Here is a 19,699-nt window from a genome sequence, read left to right as displayed (position 1 = left end):
CAACCTCCTGTTGCTGGCCTGCCTCTGAGAAAAGAGGCGAGCCATTCTGTATCTGTCGTACTAACTAGAGTTCGTATAGGTCTCTTGCTCCTGGCAATCAGTGACCAGGAGCAGACTCAGCTTGTTTGTAGTCAGCGCCCAGGCGCAGGGTGGTCGTGCTCCAAATGGTGTGCATAATGCGAATTTAATTGACATATCTTTTTCCTCTTGATAGAATCTTATTGCATTTTAAGCAGGAAATAAGAGATGAAATCTATTTCATAATGTATCCTCTCGATCCGCTTGAGGATCCTGCAAAAGGTATAACATGGTGTCTATCTCCTTGCCAAAAACGCAGAGAAGCCGTGAAGGGTGGCTAAACGTCGCCACTCTTCACGGCTTCTTTTCTGATTAGACGAGGGAAGCGCTATCGCCCCTCTTCTTGCCTTTCAAGTTTAAAAAGGCAACAAAAAAACCGTGGTACTGACCATCTATGGCCCCACGGTAGGTACTATTCGAGCTTCGCGTCTTTAAAGAAATTCCCGCTTAGCTCAGGTCGTGTTCCGTCCTCCTGAAAAAGGGCATAGTATGGCCTTGGGCGACGGAATGGGCCTCGCCATATTTGCGCACTGTACACCAATTGCTCACAGGCAATTGTGTCAGAATCGCTTTTACCATACTCCTGGAGAACATGAAAACGTCTCTCTTTTCCTGAATAGCGTAAACAATGCCTACTGCAAGCGTAACATGCCAATTATGACTTGTCAAGCAGGAATAGGCATTCAAGAGTAAAAGATATGTGTATGGAAAATGGAGCGAAGTTCTATTTTCCATACACATATCTTTTACTCATTGCGTTTGACGATAAGGGCCAGGCAGGCGGTAAAGCTGTGTAGGAAGGGGCGGTCGCCAACTGGCCCGATTTCACCATTGCAGAAGAGGCCGATAGTTGGCAGGGGTCCCAGGATCTCTTCAACCATGCCCGCGTCGTGATTGGGAGTGGGAAACAGGCTTTCGCCGCGCCCGTTGCAGGTGCAGAGGATGCCGCTGACGACCTGGTATGCCTCGGCCTTCTTGAGGCGGTAATGGAGCTTATTAAGGAGTTCGCGCAGGTCTAAGTCCGCGGTCTCTGAATCGCGCATCTGGAATTGGATGGTCTGGCCGACGCGTGGCTGCGCGCCGATTGCCAGCGCCTTGTTGCGCCGGTCGACGCCGAGTAGATTGCGTATTAAGAAGCTGCCACGCCCAAAGCGCTCGCTGTACTCGTCCGCGGCCAGCCCAACCAGCAACAGGTTTCTCTGGGCGCGGATTTGCGCGGCGGGCGAGAGTTTCTGAAAGGTGTCTACGAGCATGTCATAGGCTGGCCGATTAGAGATGGTTTCGATCAGGCCATTATCCTGTACTTTAGTGATTGTCCAGGGTTCACCAATAGGTTCGCACCCCTGAGAGACGATTGAGAGAATCTTGTAGGGACCGCCAATTGCCAGGCCAATGCCACCATCGGTATAGACGGTATCGTTAAAGAAGAAATAGCAGGGCGAGTCTTGCATGTCGTTTGAGGCCAGGCCACCCATCATAGATACCTGGGGATAGGCCCTGGCCAACGCGTCAATAAGAGACTCACTATTGAGATGGAAGGGATCGAGGAAGAGGAGCCAGCCATTCACGTCATCGAGCGGCACATCGAGGAGGGTTCGTAACTCTTCAGGGGTGTTAAACATCTCTACAATGTCTGGTGGCAAGCGAGTCGCGTGGAGCGTGGCTCCTGGCAGTGACATCGTCATGAGCGAGAGTGCTGGCACATCCTCCAATTCCATCCCTGTCCCTATAATACCCTGGCCCGAGCATCCCAGTACAATTGAGGCGCCTGTTTCCTTTTTGATGATACGCAACATCTCCGGGAAATGTTCCTCATATTCGCCACTGGCAAAGAGTAAGGCTACATCGGCCTGGATATCGCATGTCTGCGCGAGTGCCTGGAAGAGGGCCTGGTCCCAAATCTCATCAGCTACAACGGCTTCCCTGGCGACTGGCATACCTGACTTCATAGTTCTCATTCTTCCTCATAAGTGAAAAAGATGTATCCCGCTAACTCGTTCCAAAGTTAGTATCGCACACGATTACGCCTAATAGCAATGAACACTATGAAGACACGAGAAAGCCCTCATTGTCTCTCGTCTTACAATGAGGGCTTTCTCGTCATATTTATCAGGTAGGAAGTGGTGAGCCTTTATGCTGGGAGTATAGCATGTTTCTTATAACTCATGTGTTAAAAAGGCATTAATATTTTTGCTTCCTATTGTTCTTCTGTGTCTTTCTTTTGTTCAGCTTTACGCGCCTCTTCCTGATCTTGTACATGCCTGGGGGCACGCGAGGTCATGGGATCAATAATATTTTGGTTGGTGCCCTGCCCGCCCGAGGTATGGGGATCACGGTCTCCCATGCTGGTTTGGGGTTGGTCGGGTGTACGACCACCAATGTTCTGGCTGGCTTGTTGATCAACAGCGTTGATATTGGCCGCAGTGCTTCCAGAGCGATTATCAGCCGTAGTACCACTACCGCGCTCACGCTGTTCCTCTTCAATGGCTCGACCGCCTGTGGCTCCTCCTTCAGGTGTCCCCATGCCACCGCGTGCGTTTCCAGAGCCACCCGCGGCACTATCGGGAATCATTCCTCCTCCAGCCGTTCCTAGATCGCGCGCGTTGCCTGTGCTGGTTTGTCCAGCCACTTCTTTGCGCTGGGAGGCTACCAGTTGCTCATATTGCGTAGCTTCTTCCTGGCGCTGTTGTTCACCTGGCTGAGGCGTATTATGGTCTGGCATGGCTTGTTCTCTCCTTTTACTCGCTTACCCTGGTTTGTCCTGACCAGCACTGACTAGTAATTGGTGGCGCATCTATATATGTACGCTTTGTACACGTGTCAGCGGCAGGCAAGGTGACTCCCCTGGCAAAGCAAGAACCGCTATTCCCCAATTGCTCTAGAATATGGTATTACATAGAGAAGATGCTTATGCGTTTGCTGGAGTTGTAGTAATTAGACACTAGAGATCAGAAACCAGAAAAGTGAGGCGTATATGGTTCCACCCAGGCATATGATTACCTTTGCGACTGATGGTATTCTCTTTGTATATCGTGTGGGGGGTGTTATTCTCCATAATGGTCGTGTTCTCTGTCAGCGCGCCGCCCGGACCACTCCCCCCTACTGGTTTCTCCCAGGTGGGCGTGCGGAACTGCTTGAATCTGCTGCCACAACGCTCCAGCGTGAGGTTGAGGAAGAATTGGACCTGACGCCAACGATTGTGCGCCCCCTGGCGATCATAGAGAACTTTTTTGGGCAACAGCCCAGGGCAACACATGAAATAGGTCTCTACTTCTTGCTCGACTTTCCTGAAGACGCATATATCTATCAACAATCGTCGCTTGCCTTGCGCGATAAAGACGGCTCTCGTGTCTCCTCAAATGAGGAGCTACTCTACTTCGATTGGCTACCCCTGGAGGAGATAGAGCGTGCGCCACTCTATCCACGAGCCTTGCATACACTTTTAAAAGATCTCCCAGAGCACTTTCAGCATATTGTCTCCCAATGAACAATGTTTTCTGGTAGAGGTGTGGTGAGCCTGAGTGCCGCATACGCTGGCACTCAGGCTCACCACACCTCTACCAGAAAATACTTATCTATTTTGCGCAACTTCGCGTTGAAAAGCTTCTGTGCTCTTTTTTCCTACTTGACGGATCATACGTAAATTACATACAATCAGGCTGAGAGAAACATGGTATTCGTTGGTAGTGTGATACATAGCTAGTACACAGAGGAGGTTCTGGTGACGTCACAGGCTGGAGAAGAATGGCTGAGCTTGCGCGAGGCTGCGGAGATGCTTGGTATGCACCCCGCCACCGTACGCCTGTGGGCTGATCGGAATGAACTTCCATCTCGTCGTACCAGTGGCGGACACCGGCGCTTTCGGCGTACTGATATTGAGGCGCGTCTACGTCAGGAGAGCGAGCTGAAGCCTAATGTTGCCTCACAGATGCTTATTCAGAACTTGATCGGGCGGGTCCGCCTCGATTTTACTGCAGGTACCCTTGGCCGGTTCTCCTGGTATCAGCATTTTAATGAGTCCGCGCTGAATGCCTATCGCATGTTGGGGCGCCGGGCGCTGGATTTACTCTTGCGTGGTCTGAATGATCCCGCTCATAAGGAGGATCTGCGCCAGGAGGCCATCCAACTGGGGACCGAGTATGGCACAGTGACGCGCAAGGCTCATGTGCCAGTGGCGGACGCGGTGCGTGCCTTCCTCTATTTTCGTACCATCATGGATGAAGCGGTGCTGCAACTTGCCGAGGTGCGCGGTGCGCGCGAACAGGATATTCCCTGGCTGGAGAGCCTGTATCAGATTCAAACCATCACCAACGAAATCCTTCCCGCGCTGATCGAGGCCGCGGTCACGCCCGAGTCGCCTTCTTTTTGAAAAAAATAGCTACTTTTGATAGCGCTAACGGGTACTTATAGTATACGCCTTTATGTCAGGTGTCACATTTCTTCCACTGTCGCGTCTTACTTAATAAGGGGGACTTTGTTTTGCGCTGGCCAGAAGAGCTTTTTGCGCGCTTTTACACCCTTCCTCCTGTATATATTCTCAAAGTTAAAAATAGTTATCGCCTGAAAAGATATTATTAATTCTGAACCTCCTTGTTTACTGTGTATTTTTTTCGCAGCTATGTGCGGATACTTTCTCTATTCTGTTATCTGCATCTAAGGGGTAATATCAGGGGAGCATAGAATGTCACCAGATCAAAGAAAAAAGGAAACCAGCTCTGAGCGGTCTCCGGCTTCATCGGAAGCGATGGAGCAAGGACTGCCCGCCTCACCATTGGAAGAGCAGACGCAAGAACAGCAGGAAAATAACTCTGAACAGAAAATAGAGCAGGCTTCTCAAGAAGTCTCTTCCCGTTTAGAAGACTCAGAAGACTCTGACATCGATGATGATGACGCTCCAACCGTTCCTGGCTTACCCACAATTGGCCGTGTGCCCAGGTCCACTACTCCTGACGTTACCTCGCCTGCCCATAAAAAGGAGCCCGACGCTGCTAGCTCTACTAACGTGAGTGAAAAGGCCGTGGCTGCATCAGAGAAGCATTTTCAGCCGAAGCCGCAAGCGGAGGTTTCCGCCTTGCCTGCTAATACAGAGGAGCCACAGGCAGTCGAATCCGAGGAAGAAAGCCCATCGCAGGAGTCGGCCCCGTCTGAGGAGAATGCTGAACAGGATATCCCAACTGTGCGTATCTCGCCGGAAACCATGCATGAGGTGACGTCATCAGAAGCGCCACTGGCGAACGAGAGAGAGGAGCATCCAGCCACGCAGGCTGAGGAGCAGGCAGCTTCTGCCTCAGCTCCAGAAGAGCAATCCGAGCCTGCTGAACCGAAAGCGACACCTGGTATTGCTCCTGTACGCCGCCCCAGGGCAGAGACCTTTATTTCTACGCGGCAGCAACGGGCTGTGCGTGCTTTTGAGAAGCGCCAGTCTCGCAACCAACCTGCAACGACGAACACCGAACCCAAAGGGACATCGCCCGCGGAGCAGCCCCAAAACGACCCATCCGGTCCAGATATCGCAGACGCACCCACTCGCGAGCTCACGGCGCCAGAAGCCTCGGCGAAGCCAGCTAATCCGCCCAAACCTGCTATGCCGTCCTCGGTACCACGTCGTCCGGGCGCTGGCGCCTCCAGGCGCAGCGACAAAAAGAAGCCAGAATCACCCGTTTCCCCTTCCAATAAAGTGAGCGCAAGCGAGCCACAGGGGGCAGAGGCTCAGCCTGGAGCCGTAAATAGGCAGAAGATTGCGGTAGCCCAGCGAGAGGCCCATATAGATGAGCCTCTTGAACCGGAAGCCTCGCTTTCGCCTGAGGAAGTGATTACCGCCTCTATGGTAGGCTTGCCGGATGAAGAGTTGGCGCAAGAGTACCGCAGACACCTCGCGCGCCGCCATCATCACAAGATATTACGCGTGGCGCGCTGGCACATTCGGCGTAATCATTTGCAGAAAAAGCAGACCCGCAACAATGTCCTGGTCGGAGCTTTCTCCGTCCTGATGGCCCTATTGATTGTCTTCCTGGCCCTGAGCGGTACGGGAGCGTACTTTGGCTATCGTTTCTACAGCGATACCCAGGGACGTTACCTGGGGCGCGTGCTTAGCCTGCACGAGCTTTTGCCCAAGGATAATCTGAAGGTCTACGATAGCAAAGGGACATTACTAGGGCAGCTAGCTGATAATGGTGTGCATACATCGGTGAAATTGCAAGATGTCTCGCCCGACCTGGTAAATGCGACCATCGCGGTTGAGGATAAAAACTTCTGGACGAATCCTGGCGTAGACATTGCGCGTATCCTTCAGGCCGCGCTTGATAACCTGAAGAGTGGGCATGTCGTCGAGGGCGGCAGTACCATTACGCAGCAGTTGATCAAGAAGCTGGTTGTGGGTGACAAGGTAGACAATGTGCGTAAGCTTGAAGAGATCATCCTGACGCCCCAGGTCAATGACGTCTACTCCAAGCACGATATCATGGAGATGTATCTCAACACCATCTACTATGGGTCTCAGGCCTATGGTATCGATGCCGCCGCGAATATGTACTTTGGCTTGCAGGATAAGCCCGGTTTACCAGCCTCAAAGCAGCTCGACCTGGCCCAGGCGGCAATGCTTGCTGGTCTGCCCCAGAACGGCGACTACTATAATCCCTGGAACTATCGCGCGCGCGCGACGGACCGTATGCATCTAGTGCTGGACTTGATGGTAAGTCAGAAAAACATCACAAAAGCCCAGGAGAGTGCCGCGCTGAAGGAGGCCGGGCAGAAGGATTTCTTCAAACATTCGCCCGATATGGGCCTGCTCGCGCCCCACTTCTTCTACTTTGTGCTCAGCCAGTTGCAAAGCATGACGCATATGAGTGAGCAGCAGCTCTCTCGCTCTGATATGAAGGTCACAACCACGCTGGATATTACGCTGCAAAATAAGATTCAGAAGGTAATGACGGATCATACCGATGAGCTGCATACGTATGGTATCTCCAACGCCGCCGAGGTGCTTATAGACCAGCACACTGGCGCGATCATCTCGTTGCTGGGGAGCCTGGACTACAACAATAACTCTATTGGCGGCAAGTTTGACGTCGCGACGCAGGGCTGGCGCCAGCCTGGCTCATCCTTCAAGCCCTATGTCTATGCCCTGGCGATGCAGTCGAAAGGGACGTCGCCCGCACAGGCGGTGAACGATGTTCAGACGCGCTTTCCCACCCCAGGGGCCGAAGACCCGTACTTTGAGCCTAAGAACTATGACCAGAAGTATCATGGGCCTATGACGCTGCGTTGTGCTTTACAGAACTCGCTCAATATTCCGGCCGTACGCGTGCTCCAGCAGGCCGGAATCAATAATGCTGTGGATCAGGCCAAGGAGATGGATCTCTCCTATGAAGGAACACCTGGCCTCTCAATGGTCCTGGGTGGCTTGAGCGTTCACCTGCTTGACCATGTCTCGGCCTTTGGTTCCTTTGGCAATAATGGAGTCCATGTGCCTTACTACGCCGTACAAAAGATAGAGTACATGAGCATCGGCAAGGTCATCGAGCACCAGCAGACTAAGGGCAAGCAAGTCTTTAGTCCCCAGACAGCGTATATGATCTCGAATGTGCTCAGTGATAATCAGAGCCGCCTACCCGAGTTCTTTGATTGCAATCAGTTGCAGTTGTATTCTAACTCACAGCAATCATGCTATGAGGGAGATCGTGGGACAGTCCGTCCTGCCGCAGCGAAAACCGGTACCACCAACGACTTTCGTGACAACTGGACGCTTGGCTACACTACTGACTATGTCATGGGTGTATGGGCAGGCAACAACGATAACTCACCGATGTCTGATGGCACAACGGGTGTTGTCGGTGCCGCGCCAATCTGGCATGATGCGATGTTGCTTGCCGAGAAAGGGAAACCCATTCGCGACTTCTCGGTTCCGGGTGGCCTGGTACGGACTACGGCAACGATTGATGGTATTACGTCTACTGACTGGTTCTACTCCGATAAGGTGCCCAGTGGCTATAACTCGACCAATGGTCAGTCCTGGAGTCCACAGTCTCTGCTACAGGGTCCCACGGATAACAACCAGAATCCGCCGCCTGGAGGCGATAAGAACAAAGATAAGGATAAGACCAAGTATACGCCTTACTGTCCGAACTTCTCGTATACTGGCAACCCTGGCGCTGGTGGTTGGTAGCACCTATAGCGTTGAGTTCTGGAGGTGCGCAGCCAGTTATGGCCGCATCTCCCAGGGCTCATATCCTTTATCTGCAAGTATCTGAGTTAAAACAGGATTATTATATCTAATTGTACTGTTACGCGCTGGAGGCGTTACCACCCTTTTTGCGTTCCGTTAAAATAGACAGTTTGCTGTACTCTATTTCTTTGTGAAGTTGCTCACATTTTTTGCGTGCACCAGAAATACACTTATTTTGTCGTTGCACATCCGACTGCTCAGAAGTTAGAATAAGTATGGGAAAGAGGGGATGGACTGGGTATTCATTGCTACAAATTGCAAGATACAGAGTATATCTATCTTTTTTAGCGACTCTACCTGTATGGTAAAAGAGTAATGCGAAATTTTTATTGTTCCTGCTACAGGTCTTTTCTCAACCTGTCCGTGAAATTTGATTTATTACCAATCCAGTGTATAAATAGAAAGAGGTTGCATTATGCAGGATGAGCAGCAGCGCCCTGAGCGAGCGCAAGCTTCAGCGACAACCTCGCAAGAAGCTTTGCATTCTACGCTGACTGCGGCTAATGAGCCTACCCAAGCATCCGTTCAAGATCAAGCTCCAGGTAGTGAAGAGCGCAAAGGTCTGGTTGCTACTGCGGATGCACAGGTCGTAGACGCCGATGATGATCCAGGCAAAACCGCGAAAATGCGGGTGATCCTTCCCGCGAAGCTGCCCACACATTCCAGGGCCGCCGCCGCGCAACGCCTGAGTAATCTCCCACTCAAGGCGCCCCGTGGTGTTTACTATCCAGTGGCGCATTTGCTTCCCCTGGCACCAGGTTGGCGTACCAAGCGCCATATTAAACGCAAGGGGTTGCGCGAGAGTAATGCGCGCTTCAATGAAGCCGAGCGCAAAGGATCGCGCTGGGGCTTTATGCCGCTGGCCATCATTTTTATGGCTTTTCTGGTTGTTGCCGCCTCTTCTATTACTCTGTATACGGCTCTCTATAATTCAACTGAGCAGCTCTATGGGAGTAAGGTAACGACGCTGCCGGATATATTACCTAAAGATAATCTGAAAATGTATGACGATCAGGGACAGATGATCTATCAGATGATCGATGATGGTGTGCAAACATCTGTTCCCTATTCGCAGCTCTCGCCTACGCTCATGCATGCGACCATTGCCATTGAAGATCAGTATTTCTGGTCGAATCCAGGATATGATATCACTGGTATTGTGCGCGCGGCACTTGATGACATCACGGCTCATGACACGGTCTCAGGTGCCAGTACGATTACGCAGCAGTTGATCAAAAATACGATCCTTGGTCAGCAACGGACGGCTATCCGTAAATTGCAAGAAATCTTGCTGGCACCAGACGTAACACGCTACTATACTAAAGAGCAGATCATCACTATGTATCTCAACACGATCTACTATGGTGATCAAGCCTATGGGGCTGATGCTGCCGCACAGATCTACTTTGGTCTGGAGGATAAGCCGAATTTGCCGGCGGTCAAGCAGCTTGACCTGGCACAGTCCGCTATGCTGGCTGGCCTCCCTCAGAACGGCGATTATTATAATCCATGGCTGCATAAAGATCGTGCGCTTAACCGTATGAAAGATGTTCTGCATAATATGAATGTGCAGAACTATATCACCCACGCCCAGGAGCTACAGGCGATTGCCGAGGCCGAGCAAGAGGATTTCCTTAAGCCAATGCAGGTGCATAATGACCTGGCTGTGCACTACTCTGCCTATACCCTGCGCGAGTTGATGGACAAGCTGCATGTAAAGGCTGGTGACCTCTCACGTTCAGGACTTACGGTCATGACTGCGCTCGATCTGACCAAGCAGAACCAGGTGCTGAAGATCGCGCAGAAGCATATCGCCGAGAATGCTAAAATTCATAATATGTCTAACTCGGCTGTGGTGGTGATGAACCCCCATGATGGCTCACTATTGACCCTGGTAGGCAACATTAATCCCAATGATCCCAAGTCGGGAGCCTTTGACGTGGCCAGCCAGGGCTTACGCCAGCCGGGTTCATCCTTCAAGCCTTTCATCTATGCGACTGCCTTTAATAAGGGCGTCAGTCCAGGCGATCATGTACAGGATGGTCCGCTGACGATTAACATGTGCTGTGGACTGCCAGCCTATCGGCCGACGAACTACGACATGAAGTATCACGGCAATATTACCTATCGCTATGCCTTGCAGAACTCGTTCAATATTCCTGCCGTCAAGCTGCTGATGCAGACGGGGGTTGATCCCGCGCTACAGATGGCGCTTAACCTGGGAATTACAACGTACGCAGGTGTGCCGAACTACACGATGGTGCTTGGTTCGCTGAGCGTTCATCTGACGGACATGGTCTCGGCCTATAGCACATTTGGCAATAGTGGTAAGCATGTCACGCCGCATGCGATTACTGAGGTGCGCGACTCACTGGGCAAGGTGGTGTATCGTCCCGATATGAACGCCAAGCGTGTGATTAGCCCGCAACTGGCATACCTGATGGCAAATGTGCTTAGCGATAACAATTCGCGTACCTTCGAGTTCGGTAAGTGTAGCGTGCTCTACCTGTACTCGACCTCGCAGTCGCAGTGTTACGCTGGTAATCCCGGCCCCATTCGTCCCGCGGCTGTGAAAACCGGTACCTCCAACGACTTCCGCGATAACTGGACCGTTGGCTGGACGACCGACTACACAGTTGGCGTGTGGTCTGGTAACAACGATAACTCGCCGATGTTCAATGTCACTGGTGTTGATGGTGCCGCGCCTATCTGGCACGATACCATGCAGCTCTTTGAGCAGGGCCACCCCATTCGGAACTTTACAAATCCCGGCGGCCTCGCGCGCCGTGGTAATGACTGGTATATCCCTCAAAAGTAAACACTAAGAATTTAGTGTTTACGAAAAAGGTCACGGTTCCCGGCATGCCAGGAATCGTGACCTTTTTACGTGTTATGCTTACGAGTTGATGGTCACACCCAGGCGCTCCAGCAGGCGCCGGCTGACCTCTGCCCGGTGCTTGCGTGGCATGCGAGCGGGATGGCTGTGGGAGTCGGAGCCAGTGCTCTGTAGCAGATTGTGCTTGCGCACATACTCTTCGTACATGGCGACGGTCTCAGGGCTATGGTAGGGATGGTAGACCTCGATGCCATCTAAGGGAATCTCGGCGCGCAGGCGGTCCAGCAGCTCAGTGTCATAGAACGTAAAGCCACTCTCCTTGCGTCCTGGATGGGCGATCAAGCAAACCGCGTTGCTCTTATGGGCTGCCTCAACGGCCTCTGCCATATCCGCCATAATGCTGACAAAGCCAGCCTGTTCGATCATACGCAGACCAGTCATACGGTCGGGCGCGTAGCCATGTTCTATGAGGAGGGTAATGTTATCCGAAGGACGGAAAAGTTTGCCACCATGCTCTGCCAGGGCCTCGGCCTCGCGGGGAAAGGTGTAGCCCTTGCTTACCAGTGCATCATGCACCTGGTGCGTGTTCTCCAGTTGCAGGCGCGCCACCTTCTCTGTAACCTCTTGCACTGCGTTCTGTGCCGGATCGAAACCGTAGCAGAGCATATGGGCCATGTGCCCATTCCACTTACAGGTGATCTCTACTCCAGGCAACACAGGAAGCCCCTTGCTTGCCGCCAGCTCTTGAATTTCAGCCACTTTATCGACACGGTCATGATCAGTGACCGCAACCAGGTCAAATTTCTCCTCAACCAGGTAGTTAATTAACTGTTCAGCAGGCCAGCGCCCGTCGCTATACGTAGTATGCATATGCAGGTCTACAGCCGCCTCAGGAGATAAAACGAGATTATGTGTCGCCAACAGCCTCTGCTCCTTTACTTACTGCCAAAAACTTTAAGGAGGAAGATACCCCCCCTCATGCCATACTGTTCATCGCTTTCATAGTATCACACTTGCTCGCTTGTGAATTGCGACAAATTCGCGACAGATACACGATAAGGCTTTGACATTTGCACCGTATTATTGCTTTCAGAAGAGAGCGTAACATCATCGAGCAAGGAAAGGGCCACAAGCAATATGCTATACGATCTATTGAAGCGCTGTACTAGCATCTTCTTCAATCTCTTGAACTGGTTGCTGGGCGGGAAGCTGCCACCCTTCTGTAGCGCGGCAGTCGTGGTTGAGGAGCAGGGACGCTACCTGGTTGTTCAGCTTCCCGGCCAGAGAACAGTTTTTCCCGGCGGTTTTATGAACTGGCGTGAGACGCCGCAACGGGGTGCGCAGCGCGAGGGTCTGGAGGAGACCGGCCTGCACCTGGAAATTGGTGATATGGTTGGTTGCTATACGCTCACAAGTGATAGCTGGACCAACATGAGCAATCTGAGCTTTGTCTTCCAGGCGCGGATAACCGGTGGCGAATTGCGCGATAACATTGAGGGGCGCCCCTGCTGGCTAAGCGAGGATGAGCTCTACGCTCAACTTAATGAACATGGACGGCACATTTTTGCCGATTATCAGCGCCAGCGTGCCGGTTGTCAGTTTTCGCTAGTCTCCACTTCTGTTACACCAGGTACACCTAAAGCTGCTCCCCTGGCCTCCTGAAATGGAAGCCCTGGGGAGCTTTCTCCATACATCTCAGCCTCTTCCTGTAGTCTTCCCCTGAGTACCATGCCTGTCCCCCTGCGAGCACAACTGTGATACAATAGCCTGGACCCCGAAATAGACCTGGAAAAATCATATCTTTCTTCCTCCCGGCCCTCTCGCAGGGTACACAAACCTATAGAACTAATGGACCGACTAGCTAGATAGCTGACGACTTGAAGCCTGATCTGGAGCGTGATGATGTTGGAACAGATAAACTTACTCGATGGACTCAATGAACCGCAGCGCCAGGCTGTAACCACAACACAGGGACCCGTGTTGATCCTCGCAGGTCCTGGTAGCGGCAAAACGCGTGTCATTACACATCGTATTGCCTACCTGGTCCAGCATGAACACGTCTCTCCCTGGCATATTCTGGCCGTGACCTTTACCAATAAGGCCGCGCGCGAGATGCGCGAACGTATGGAGAAACTGGTGGGGGTGAGCGCGTCGAAAGACATGAGCATTGGCACCTTCCATGCCATTTGCGCACGCGTGCTGCGTATGGAGGCCGATGCGCTCCTGCCCCTGGGCCTGAACAAATCTTTTGTGATCCTGGATACCGACGATCAGCTTTCCCTGGTGAAGCAGGCCATCAGAGAACTAAACCTGGACGAGAAATTATATCGTCCAAACGCTATCCACGGCCAGATATCGCGCGCAAAGAACGAGATGCTTGGTCCAGACCAGATGGCGGAGCAGGCCCGCAAGTATAGCGAAGAGGTGGCCGCCCGCGTTTATAAGGTGTACCAGCGCTTGCTACGCGCCAACAACTCCGTCGATTTTGACGATCTACTGATGCTTACGGAACAGCTTTGGCGACGCGAGCCAGAAATTCTGCAACGCTATCAGCGCCATTGGCAGTATATTCATGTCGATGAGTTCCAGGATTGTAACCTTCCACAATATAAGCTCATTCGCTTGCTTGGCAGCGGGACTGCCGACCGGCAAGAGGGGCTGAGAAACGTATGTGTTGTTGGCGATGATGACCAGATGATTTATACCTGGCGAGGTGCCAGTGCCGAGAACGTGGTGCGCTTTGAGCGCGACTTTCCGCACACAAAGGTGATCTTGCTGGAGCAGAACTATCGCTCGACGCAGAACATCCTGGATGCCGCCCAGGAGATCGTACAGCAGAATCGCCTGCGTAAGCAGAAGAATCTCTGGACCGCGCAGGGACAGGGCGAGAAGATCACCATCTACGAGGCCTTTAACGAAGAGATGGAAGGCCAGTTTACCGCGCATGAGATCATACGCCTGCTGGCGCGTGGAGACGTGGGGGGGCGCGGCGATATCGCCGTGATGTATCGCACAAATGCCCAGTCGCGCGCCCTCGAAGAGCAGTTCCTGCGTATGAATATTCCCTACAAGGTCATCGGGAGCCGCAAGTTCTACGAGCGCAAAGAAATTAAGGATATGATCGCTTACCTGCGCCTGCTGGCCAATCCGCATGATGACCTGAGCTTTGAGCGGATCGTGAATGTGCCTAATCGCAAGATTGGGCCGAAGACCATTGGCGAGCTGAAGAAATGGGCCAAGCAACAGGGGATTTCGCTGTATGAGGCTGTTCAGCGTGTTGAGAAGCATACAACGCTGGGAACCGCCGCCCGCAACTCGCTCCAGAACTTTAGCAAGCTAATCGTGGGCCTGCAAAGCGCTGTTGAAGAACTCCCGCTTCCCGAACTGCTGGATCGCATCGCTGAACGTACGGGCTATGGACCTGAGTTGCGTGCAAATGCCGAAGAGGAGCTTGATCGCTGGGCCAACGTCCTTGAATTGCGCCGCGTGGCCGAGGATTATTCAGAGATTGAGACGCCGGTCGCGCTGGAGTTGTTTCTGGAGAATGTGGCCCTGGTAGGCGGGGCCGACACAGCACAGACGAGCGAGAATGGTGCGCTTGTCAACGAAGAGCAGAACGACTCGGTGACGCTGATCACTCTGCATGCCGCCAAGGGTCTGGAATATCCCGTGGTGTTTATCGTGGGTATGGACGAGGGTTCACTACCGCATTCGCGCTCCATTAATACACCAGAGGAGCTAGAGGAAGAACGCCGCCTGGCATACGTTGGCTTTACACGTGCCATGAAGCGTCTCTACCTGGTTCGTGCTCGCCGGCGCTCGCTCTGGGGCGAGACCCAGTATACAGAGCCATCGCGCTTCTTGAGCGATATCCCTCTCCATCTGCTCAGTCGTCCCGGCCTGGGGGCCGAGGATGGCAGCCGCTCAAAGCCGTCCGTTGATGCCGGTCATAATAGTGGCGTACAGGTCAATCGTCGGCGTGCCCCCTCCTGGGAAGATGAGTTTAACCAGGATCCTTATGGCGATGAGGGAGGGCGTGTCTTTGGGCGTGGTGATAGCTCTAGTTCTGGTGGACGCCGCTTGCCAGAGACAGGAAATGAGAGCTATGGCTCCCCGCAGCGTACAGGTGGGCCTGGTCTCGCTGGCCGTGGCGCATCATCCTCGGCTCGTCCAGGGAATACATCCAATACACGTCCACCTGTACCGCCTGCTGGCAAGCAGACCGAGCCTGCCAGCCCCAAGCCTCGGGACCCGCAGTTTAAAGCGGGCGACCGTGTACGTCACGATAAATTTGGCGAGGGGCTGGTGCTAAAGAGTGAGATGGAGGGGCCAACTGAATATGTGGAGGTCCAGTTCCAGGGGAGCGTCGGCAAGAAACAGCTCAGCATGGACTTTGCGCGTCTCAGTAAAATCTAACAAGCGGAGGGTAATAAAGGGAGAGTGAGGGTCGAAGACCCTCACTCTCCCTTTATTACCCTCCGCTTGTAGTAAAGCCGCATAAAAATGACATTAAAAAAAGAAACATCGAGCATATTGGCACGATTTATTTGACAATGACACATTGGCGGTTGTAATATAGCAAGCGAGACAGTTCTCATTGAGCTGCTTTGATTCTCTATCGGAAGCGCCCTTGCTTTCCCTAGCGAGAAAGGTAGAGTCATGCCGCCAGGTGATGAGTCCCATCAAATGCCGCGGAGGAAAATACGCTCAAGTTCTTTGGAGTATTCGACGACGAATGATTCGAGTCCACGGAATACACGAATCGAAGGTCGATATACTACAGGTTCAAGATTTAATGCAGTGGATGATATACTTGAGGATTCACGCCCTCACACCAGCGTTGTACGTTTAAGTCAGCAACCCTCTCAAGTAAATCGAACCACGGCAGCAAGTTTTCCCACAACGACTGTTCCGCAGCGCCGCCAGGCAGCAACCACCAATGATTTGCCTCGTCAAGCTCCACGCACCACCACCTACCAGCCTCCCAAGAATGCTCCACGTCAGCCAAAAAGGAACGCCGCTTCACGTCCATCGGCTACGCATCATCGCATTCACTGGCTTCTTCCCCTGGGTGTTGGTATGCTGGCTATGCTCGCCATCTGGATTACTGGTTCCTGGGCGTTGGCGTGGGCACATCAAGTTTCCGACGATGTGCACTATGGGAACCCTCGTACCTATCAAGTCGATGCTGTCGTTGGTCATGGAACCGACGCGACGACGCATCCCAGCCATTTCGTTGCCATTAACCTGAATCGCCAGGCGGTGGTCTTTGAGATGGTTGCCGGTGATCCCGCTAAGTCGATAAGCTATGTGGCACCTATCTATATCGCTGGCGATGGAGGCGATAAGGCACCTGTCACCCTGGAATTTAGGGATGTCAATGGAGATAGTAAGCTGGATATGATCATTCATATTCATCTACCTGCCCAGGAGCAGCTCTCCGTCTTCCTTAATGATGGGAACAAGTTCCGCCCCTCCACCAACAACGATAAAATTCACCTATGACAGGCACACGCTTTTTTGTGGCGTGCTTGTACACAAGAGAACGCGGATTCTACCTGGTCGTGTAACTCTATCTTTCCCTTACCAGGTAAGAACCCGCGTTTTTGTTATTTTATGGAATGAGGGTGTGTGATGGGAGGCTAGCTCCGCTAGCCTCCCATCACACACCCTCATTCCATAAAGCGTCGCAGACGCTGAGAAATCCTCCCTCTCTCTATCTCCATATCCTCCTGGATAAGCCGCATAAGCAATTATGGCTATTTTTTAAAATGCCGATATATCCCTATTGACAAATGCTATGACGTTCTGGTAAATTTATGACTAGAAAGTCAAACTTCTAAGCTTAAGTCAAACTAAGGGACGGATGGTCATGTTTTAGCTTGTTTGGTCAATCTATAAACGGCTGAGGCGTGAGATACTTCCCTGATTAACCTGGTTAAGCGTTGCCAACTGAATGACAACTCTATAACCGTATGTCCTGCCATCATTGTGCAAGGTTCCCTTTTCGGGAAGACCTTGTGCTATGCGTGACCTATGAGCGCTATAAGCATTGTACCTATCGCTTCAAGGTTGAATCTGCGGTGATATCTGCGAGCTAGAAGTGCTGTAATGGTAACGCAAAGGAGGTTCTCGAATGCAAGTTCCTGCCCCGGCTGCAAGGCGGGAAGGAGGTCTCCCTTATAAGTGGATCGTGGCTTGTGTGGTGATTTTTGGTACCTTTATGTCTATCCTGGACAGTACCATCGTCAATATCGCCATTCCGCGCTTACAAAGTGCCTTTGGAACAGACCTGAACAGCGTGCAATGGGTATTGACTGCCTATACACTTGCTCAAGGTGTGGCCACTCCACTGACGGCCTTTCTTGCTGACCGTGTTGGTATTAAACGTTTTTATATCATGTCCCTGGTTGGCTTTACATTGGGGTCCGCTCTGTGCGGCATCGCCTGGAGCTTACCTGTTCTGATCATCTTCCGTATCTTTCAGGGGGTAACGGGTGCCTTCCTGACTCCGCTGGCGATTACTCTGCTCTATCGCGAGTTTCCTCCTCAGGAGCGCGGTACCGTCATGGGTGCCTTCGGTGTGCCGATTCTAATCGCCCCGGCGATTGGGCCGACAATTGGCGGCTATATCGTCACCTACATCAACTGGCAATTGATCTTCTACATTAACTTGCCTATTGGTGTTGTGGGTCTACTGATGGCTTTCTTCTTCCTGCGTGAGGGAGAGATCATTCGTAACAAAACCTTTGACATTCCTGGTTTCCTTCTCTCGGCGATTGGCCTGGGCCTCCTGTTGTATGGCCTCTCCGACGCCAGTACTGATGGCTGGCTCTCGGGACCTGTGCTTGGATCGCTGGCTGGAGGCGCACTGCTACTGATCCTCTTCATTTATGTCGAGCTCAGTGCCGCTCGCCAGGGGCGTCACCCTCTGCTTGATCTGACTGTATTCGCAGATCGTTCGTTTACCACCAGTAGCATCGCTAGCTTGTTGGTAACCTTCTCGCTGTATGGTGGCCTCTTCCTGGTCCCGGTCTACCTGGAGAACCTACGGGGTTTGAGCGCATTTAATGCGGGCCTGGTTCTCTTGCCACAGGCCTTTGCCTCGATGATCACGATGCTTCTCGGAGGACGCCTGGTAGATAAATTTGGTGTGCGTGCGATTGTTATTCCAGGCCTGGTCATTATGAGCATCGCTCTCTGGTTGTATTCACTGCTGGATCTCTATATTCCTATTGGTCAGTTCCAATGGCTGCTAATCCTGCGCAGTTGCGGTATCGGGCTGTGTATGCAGCCGCTCATGGTTTCGGCCCTATCCAATATTGAGCCACGCCGTCTCTCGCAGGCATCTTCGGTGAGCACGACACTTCGCTTCGTTGGTAGTTCGCTCACAATTGCTATTCTGGCAACAATGGTGCAGAGTCAGAATAAAATCCATTATGCTCACCTCGCCGAGCGTGTCACAGCAACCTCTCCACTTGGGAAGCTGGTTGTGATGCTCCAGGGTGCTTTGATGGGCAAGGGCCTCTCGGCAACCGCGGCTTATGCCTATGCGCTGAAAACGATCGGTGGTTTGCTGCAAAGGCAGTCTTACATGCTTGCTATGCAGGATGGTTTCCGTTTGAGCTTCTATCTGGGAATCATAGCTATCATCGCGACACTCTTCGTCAGTGGCGCGAAGAAGAAAAAGACCGCTCAAGAAGAGGCTTCAATGAGCGAGGAGGAGCGCGCTGAGGCTGAAAAAGCTCGCGAAGAGGCTTCACTCGCCGTTTAATCTCATACACTTGTTCTTTAGCACAAAACAGCACATTTATTCATCAGCATTTATATACCTAAGGAGGATACGCACGTGCGTCGTCTCATTCTTGTTCCCGTTCTTGTTTTCGTTGCGCTCCTGGCTATCGCGGGCGCCGCAGGTTACTGGGTCTACAATAGCTACTACTTCTACTCTACCGATGATGCGCAGATCAACGGGCAGATTCTCAATATCAGCAGCCCCCAGGCGGGTCAGCTGGTTGACATGAGCGTTAAGCAGGGCGATAAAGTGACCGCCGGAGAAACCGTTGGCACTATCTCGACCCTCTCTCAGACCGGTCAGAAGGTAACCGTGAATCTGACTAGCCCTATTGATGGTACAATTGTGCAGGAGAGCGGAGTCGTCGGTCAGAGCGTCACCCCGGGTGCGTCACTGGCTCAGGTGGTTGATCTGAGCAAGCTAAATGTTGTGGCTTATGTCGACGAGGGCCAGCTCAACAACATCAAAAATGGTCAGGATGTGGACATCACCGTCGATGCCTACAATGGCGATTCGTTCACCGGCCATATTGATCACATCGTTCAGGCGACCGCGGGCCAGTTCTCCCTGTTGCCCTCGACGGATATGTCCAGCGGCAACTTCACCAAGGTTGGTCAGCGTGTTCCCGTGGTCGTTACCCTTGACACCAATGGTGGGCATAACCTGGTTCCTGGCCTGAGCGCCGAGGTCAAGATCCACCTGCACTAAGGTGTCCCTGCCTTCTTATGCGGAAACCAACGCCACTGTCGTGGCTAGCGCTCCGCGC

13 protein-coding genes are annotated in these 19,699 nt (G+C 52.4%); 9 read left to right on the top strand and 4 right to left on the bottom strand.

The genetic code is table 11. From position 1 onward, the window contains the following. Positions 1-60: 60 nt before the first annotated feature. The 3 genes from KTE_RS48845 to KTE_RS13000 form a co-directional block, all read right to left on the bottom strand. On the bottom strand, positions 61-195 hold the full coding sequence (locus KTE_RS48845; protein ID WP_255552889.1) for a hypothetical protein: 135 nt from the start codon (positions 193-195) through the stop codon (positions 61-63). A 629-nt stretch (positions 196-824) separates the two neighbouring features. Next, on the bottom strand, positions 825-2,027 hold the full coding sequence (locus KTE_RS13005) for an FIST N-terminal domain-containing protein (RefSeq protein WP_201381533.1): 1,203 nt from the start codon (positions 2,025-2,027) through the stop codon (positions 825-827). A gap of 248 nt (positions 2,028-2,275) precedes the next feature. Further along, entirely contained in the window at positions 2,276-2,800 is a 525-nt protein-coding gene (locus KTE_RS13000) for a hypothetical protein (protein ID WP_201381531.1), read from the bottom strand. A 252-nt stretch (positions 2,801-3,052) separates the two neighbouring features. Here KTE_RS13000 and KTE_RS12995 point away from each other — a divergent pair, with 252 nt between their 5' ends. The 4 genes from KTE_RS12995 (at position 3,053) to KTE_RS12980 (ending at position 11,120) form a co-directional block, all read left to right on the top strand. After that, complete coding sequence (locus KTE_RS12995) at positions 3,053-3,565, top strand: NUDIX hydrolase (protein ID WP_007913342.1); 513 nt, start codon at positions 3,053-3,055, stop codon at positions 3,563-3,565. A 234-nt stretch (positions 3,566-3,799) separates the two neighbouring features. Then, on the top strand, positions 3,800-4,447 hold the full coding sequence (locus KTE_RS12990) for a helix-turn-helix domain-containing protein (RefSeq protein ID WP_201381529.1): 648 nt from the start codon (positions 3,800-3,802) through the stop codon (positions 4,445-4,447). A 312-nt stretch (positions 4,448-4,759) separates the two neighbouring features. After that, positions 4,760-8,242, top strand: a complete 3,483-nt coding sequence (locus tag KTE_RS12985) for a transglycosylase domain-containing protein (protein WP_201381527.1) — start codon at positions 4,760-4,762, stop codon at positions 8,240-8,242. 475 nt (positions 8,243-8,717) lie between these two features. Further along, positions 8,718-11,120: a transglycosylase domain-containing protein gene (locus KTE_RS12980; RefSeq protein WP_201381525.1), complete on the top strand. Its 2,403-nt coding sequence runs from the start codon at positions 8,718-8,720 to the stop codon at positions 11,118-11,120. Between the two features lie 78 nt (positions 11,121-11,198). On the opposite strand, the gene KTE_RS12975 is transcribed toward KTE_RS12980, so the two are convergent. Then, a complete protein-coding gene (locus KTE_RS12975; protein WP_201381523.1) occupies positions 11,199-12,059 on the bottom strand; it encodes a PHP domain-containing protein in 861 nt (286 codons plus the stop codon). Positions 12,060-12,275: 216 nt separating this feature from the next. Between KTE_RS12975 and KTE_RS12970 the strand changes: the two genes are divergently transcribed. The 5 genes from KTE_RS12970 to KTE_RS12950 all read left to right on the top strand — a co-directional run bounded on the left by KTE_RS12970 (position 12,276) and on the right by KTE_RS12950 (position 19,641). Next, complete coding sequence (locus KTE_RS12970; RefSeq protein ID WP_201381521.1) at positions 12,276-12,800, top strand: NUDIX hydrolase; 525 nt, start codon at positions 12,276-12,278, stop codon at positions 12,798-12,800. Positions 12,801-13,037: 237 nt separating this feature from the next. Continuing rightward, positions 13,038-15,554, top strand: a complete 2,517-nt coding sequence (locus KTE_RS12965; protein ID WP_201381518.1) for an ATP-dependent helicase — start codon at positions 13,038-13,040, stop codon at positions 15,552-15,554. 384 nt (positions 15,555-15,938) lie between these two features. After that, a complete protein-coding gene (locus tag KTE_RS12960; protein ID WP_201370310.1) occupies positions 15,939-16,643 on the top strand; it encodes a hypothetical protein in 705 nt (234 codons plus the stop codon). 631 nt (positions 16,644-17,274) lie between these two features. After that, positions 17,275-18,912 (top strand): MDR family MFS transporter, encoded by a 1,638-nt coding sequence (locus KTE_RS12955; RefSeq protein ID WP_201381516.1) that lies wholly within the window; start codon positions 17,275-17,277, stop codon positions 18,910-18,912. Between the two features lie 75 nt (positions 18,913-18,987). Further along, complete coding sequence (locus KTE_RS12950; protein WP_201381514.1) at positions 18,988-19,641, top strand: HlyD family secretion protein; 654 nt, start codon at positions 18,988-18,990, stop codon at positions 19,639-19,641. The last annotated feature ends 58 nt before the right edge of the window (positions 19,642-19,699 follow it).

The organism is Ktedonobacter sp. SOSP1-85 (genome assembly GCF_016587415.1).
In the GTDB taxonomy this organism is placed as follows: domain Bacteria; phylum Chloroflexota; class Ktedonobacteria; order Ktedonobacterales; family Ktedonobacteraceae; genus Ktedonobacter.
Note: the sequence above shows the minus strand (reverse complement) of the source record. Positions and strands in the feature narration are given on the sequence as shown.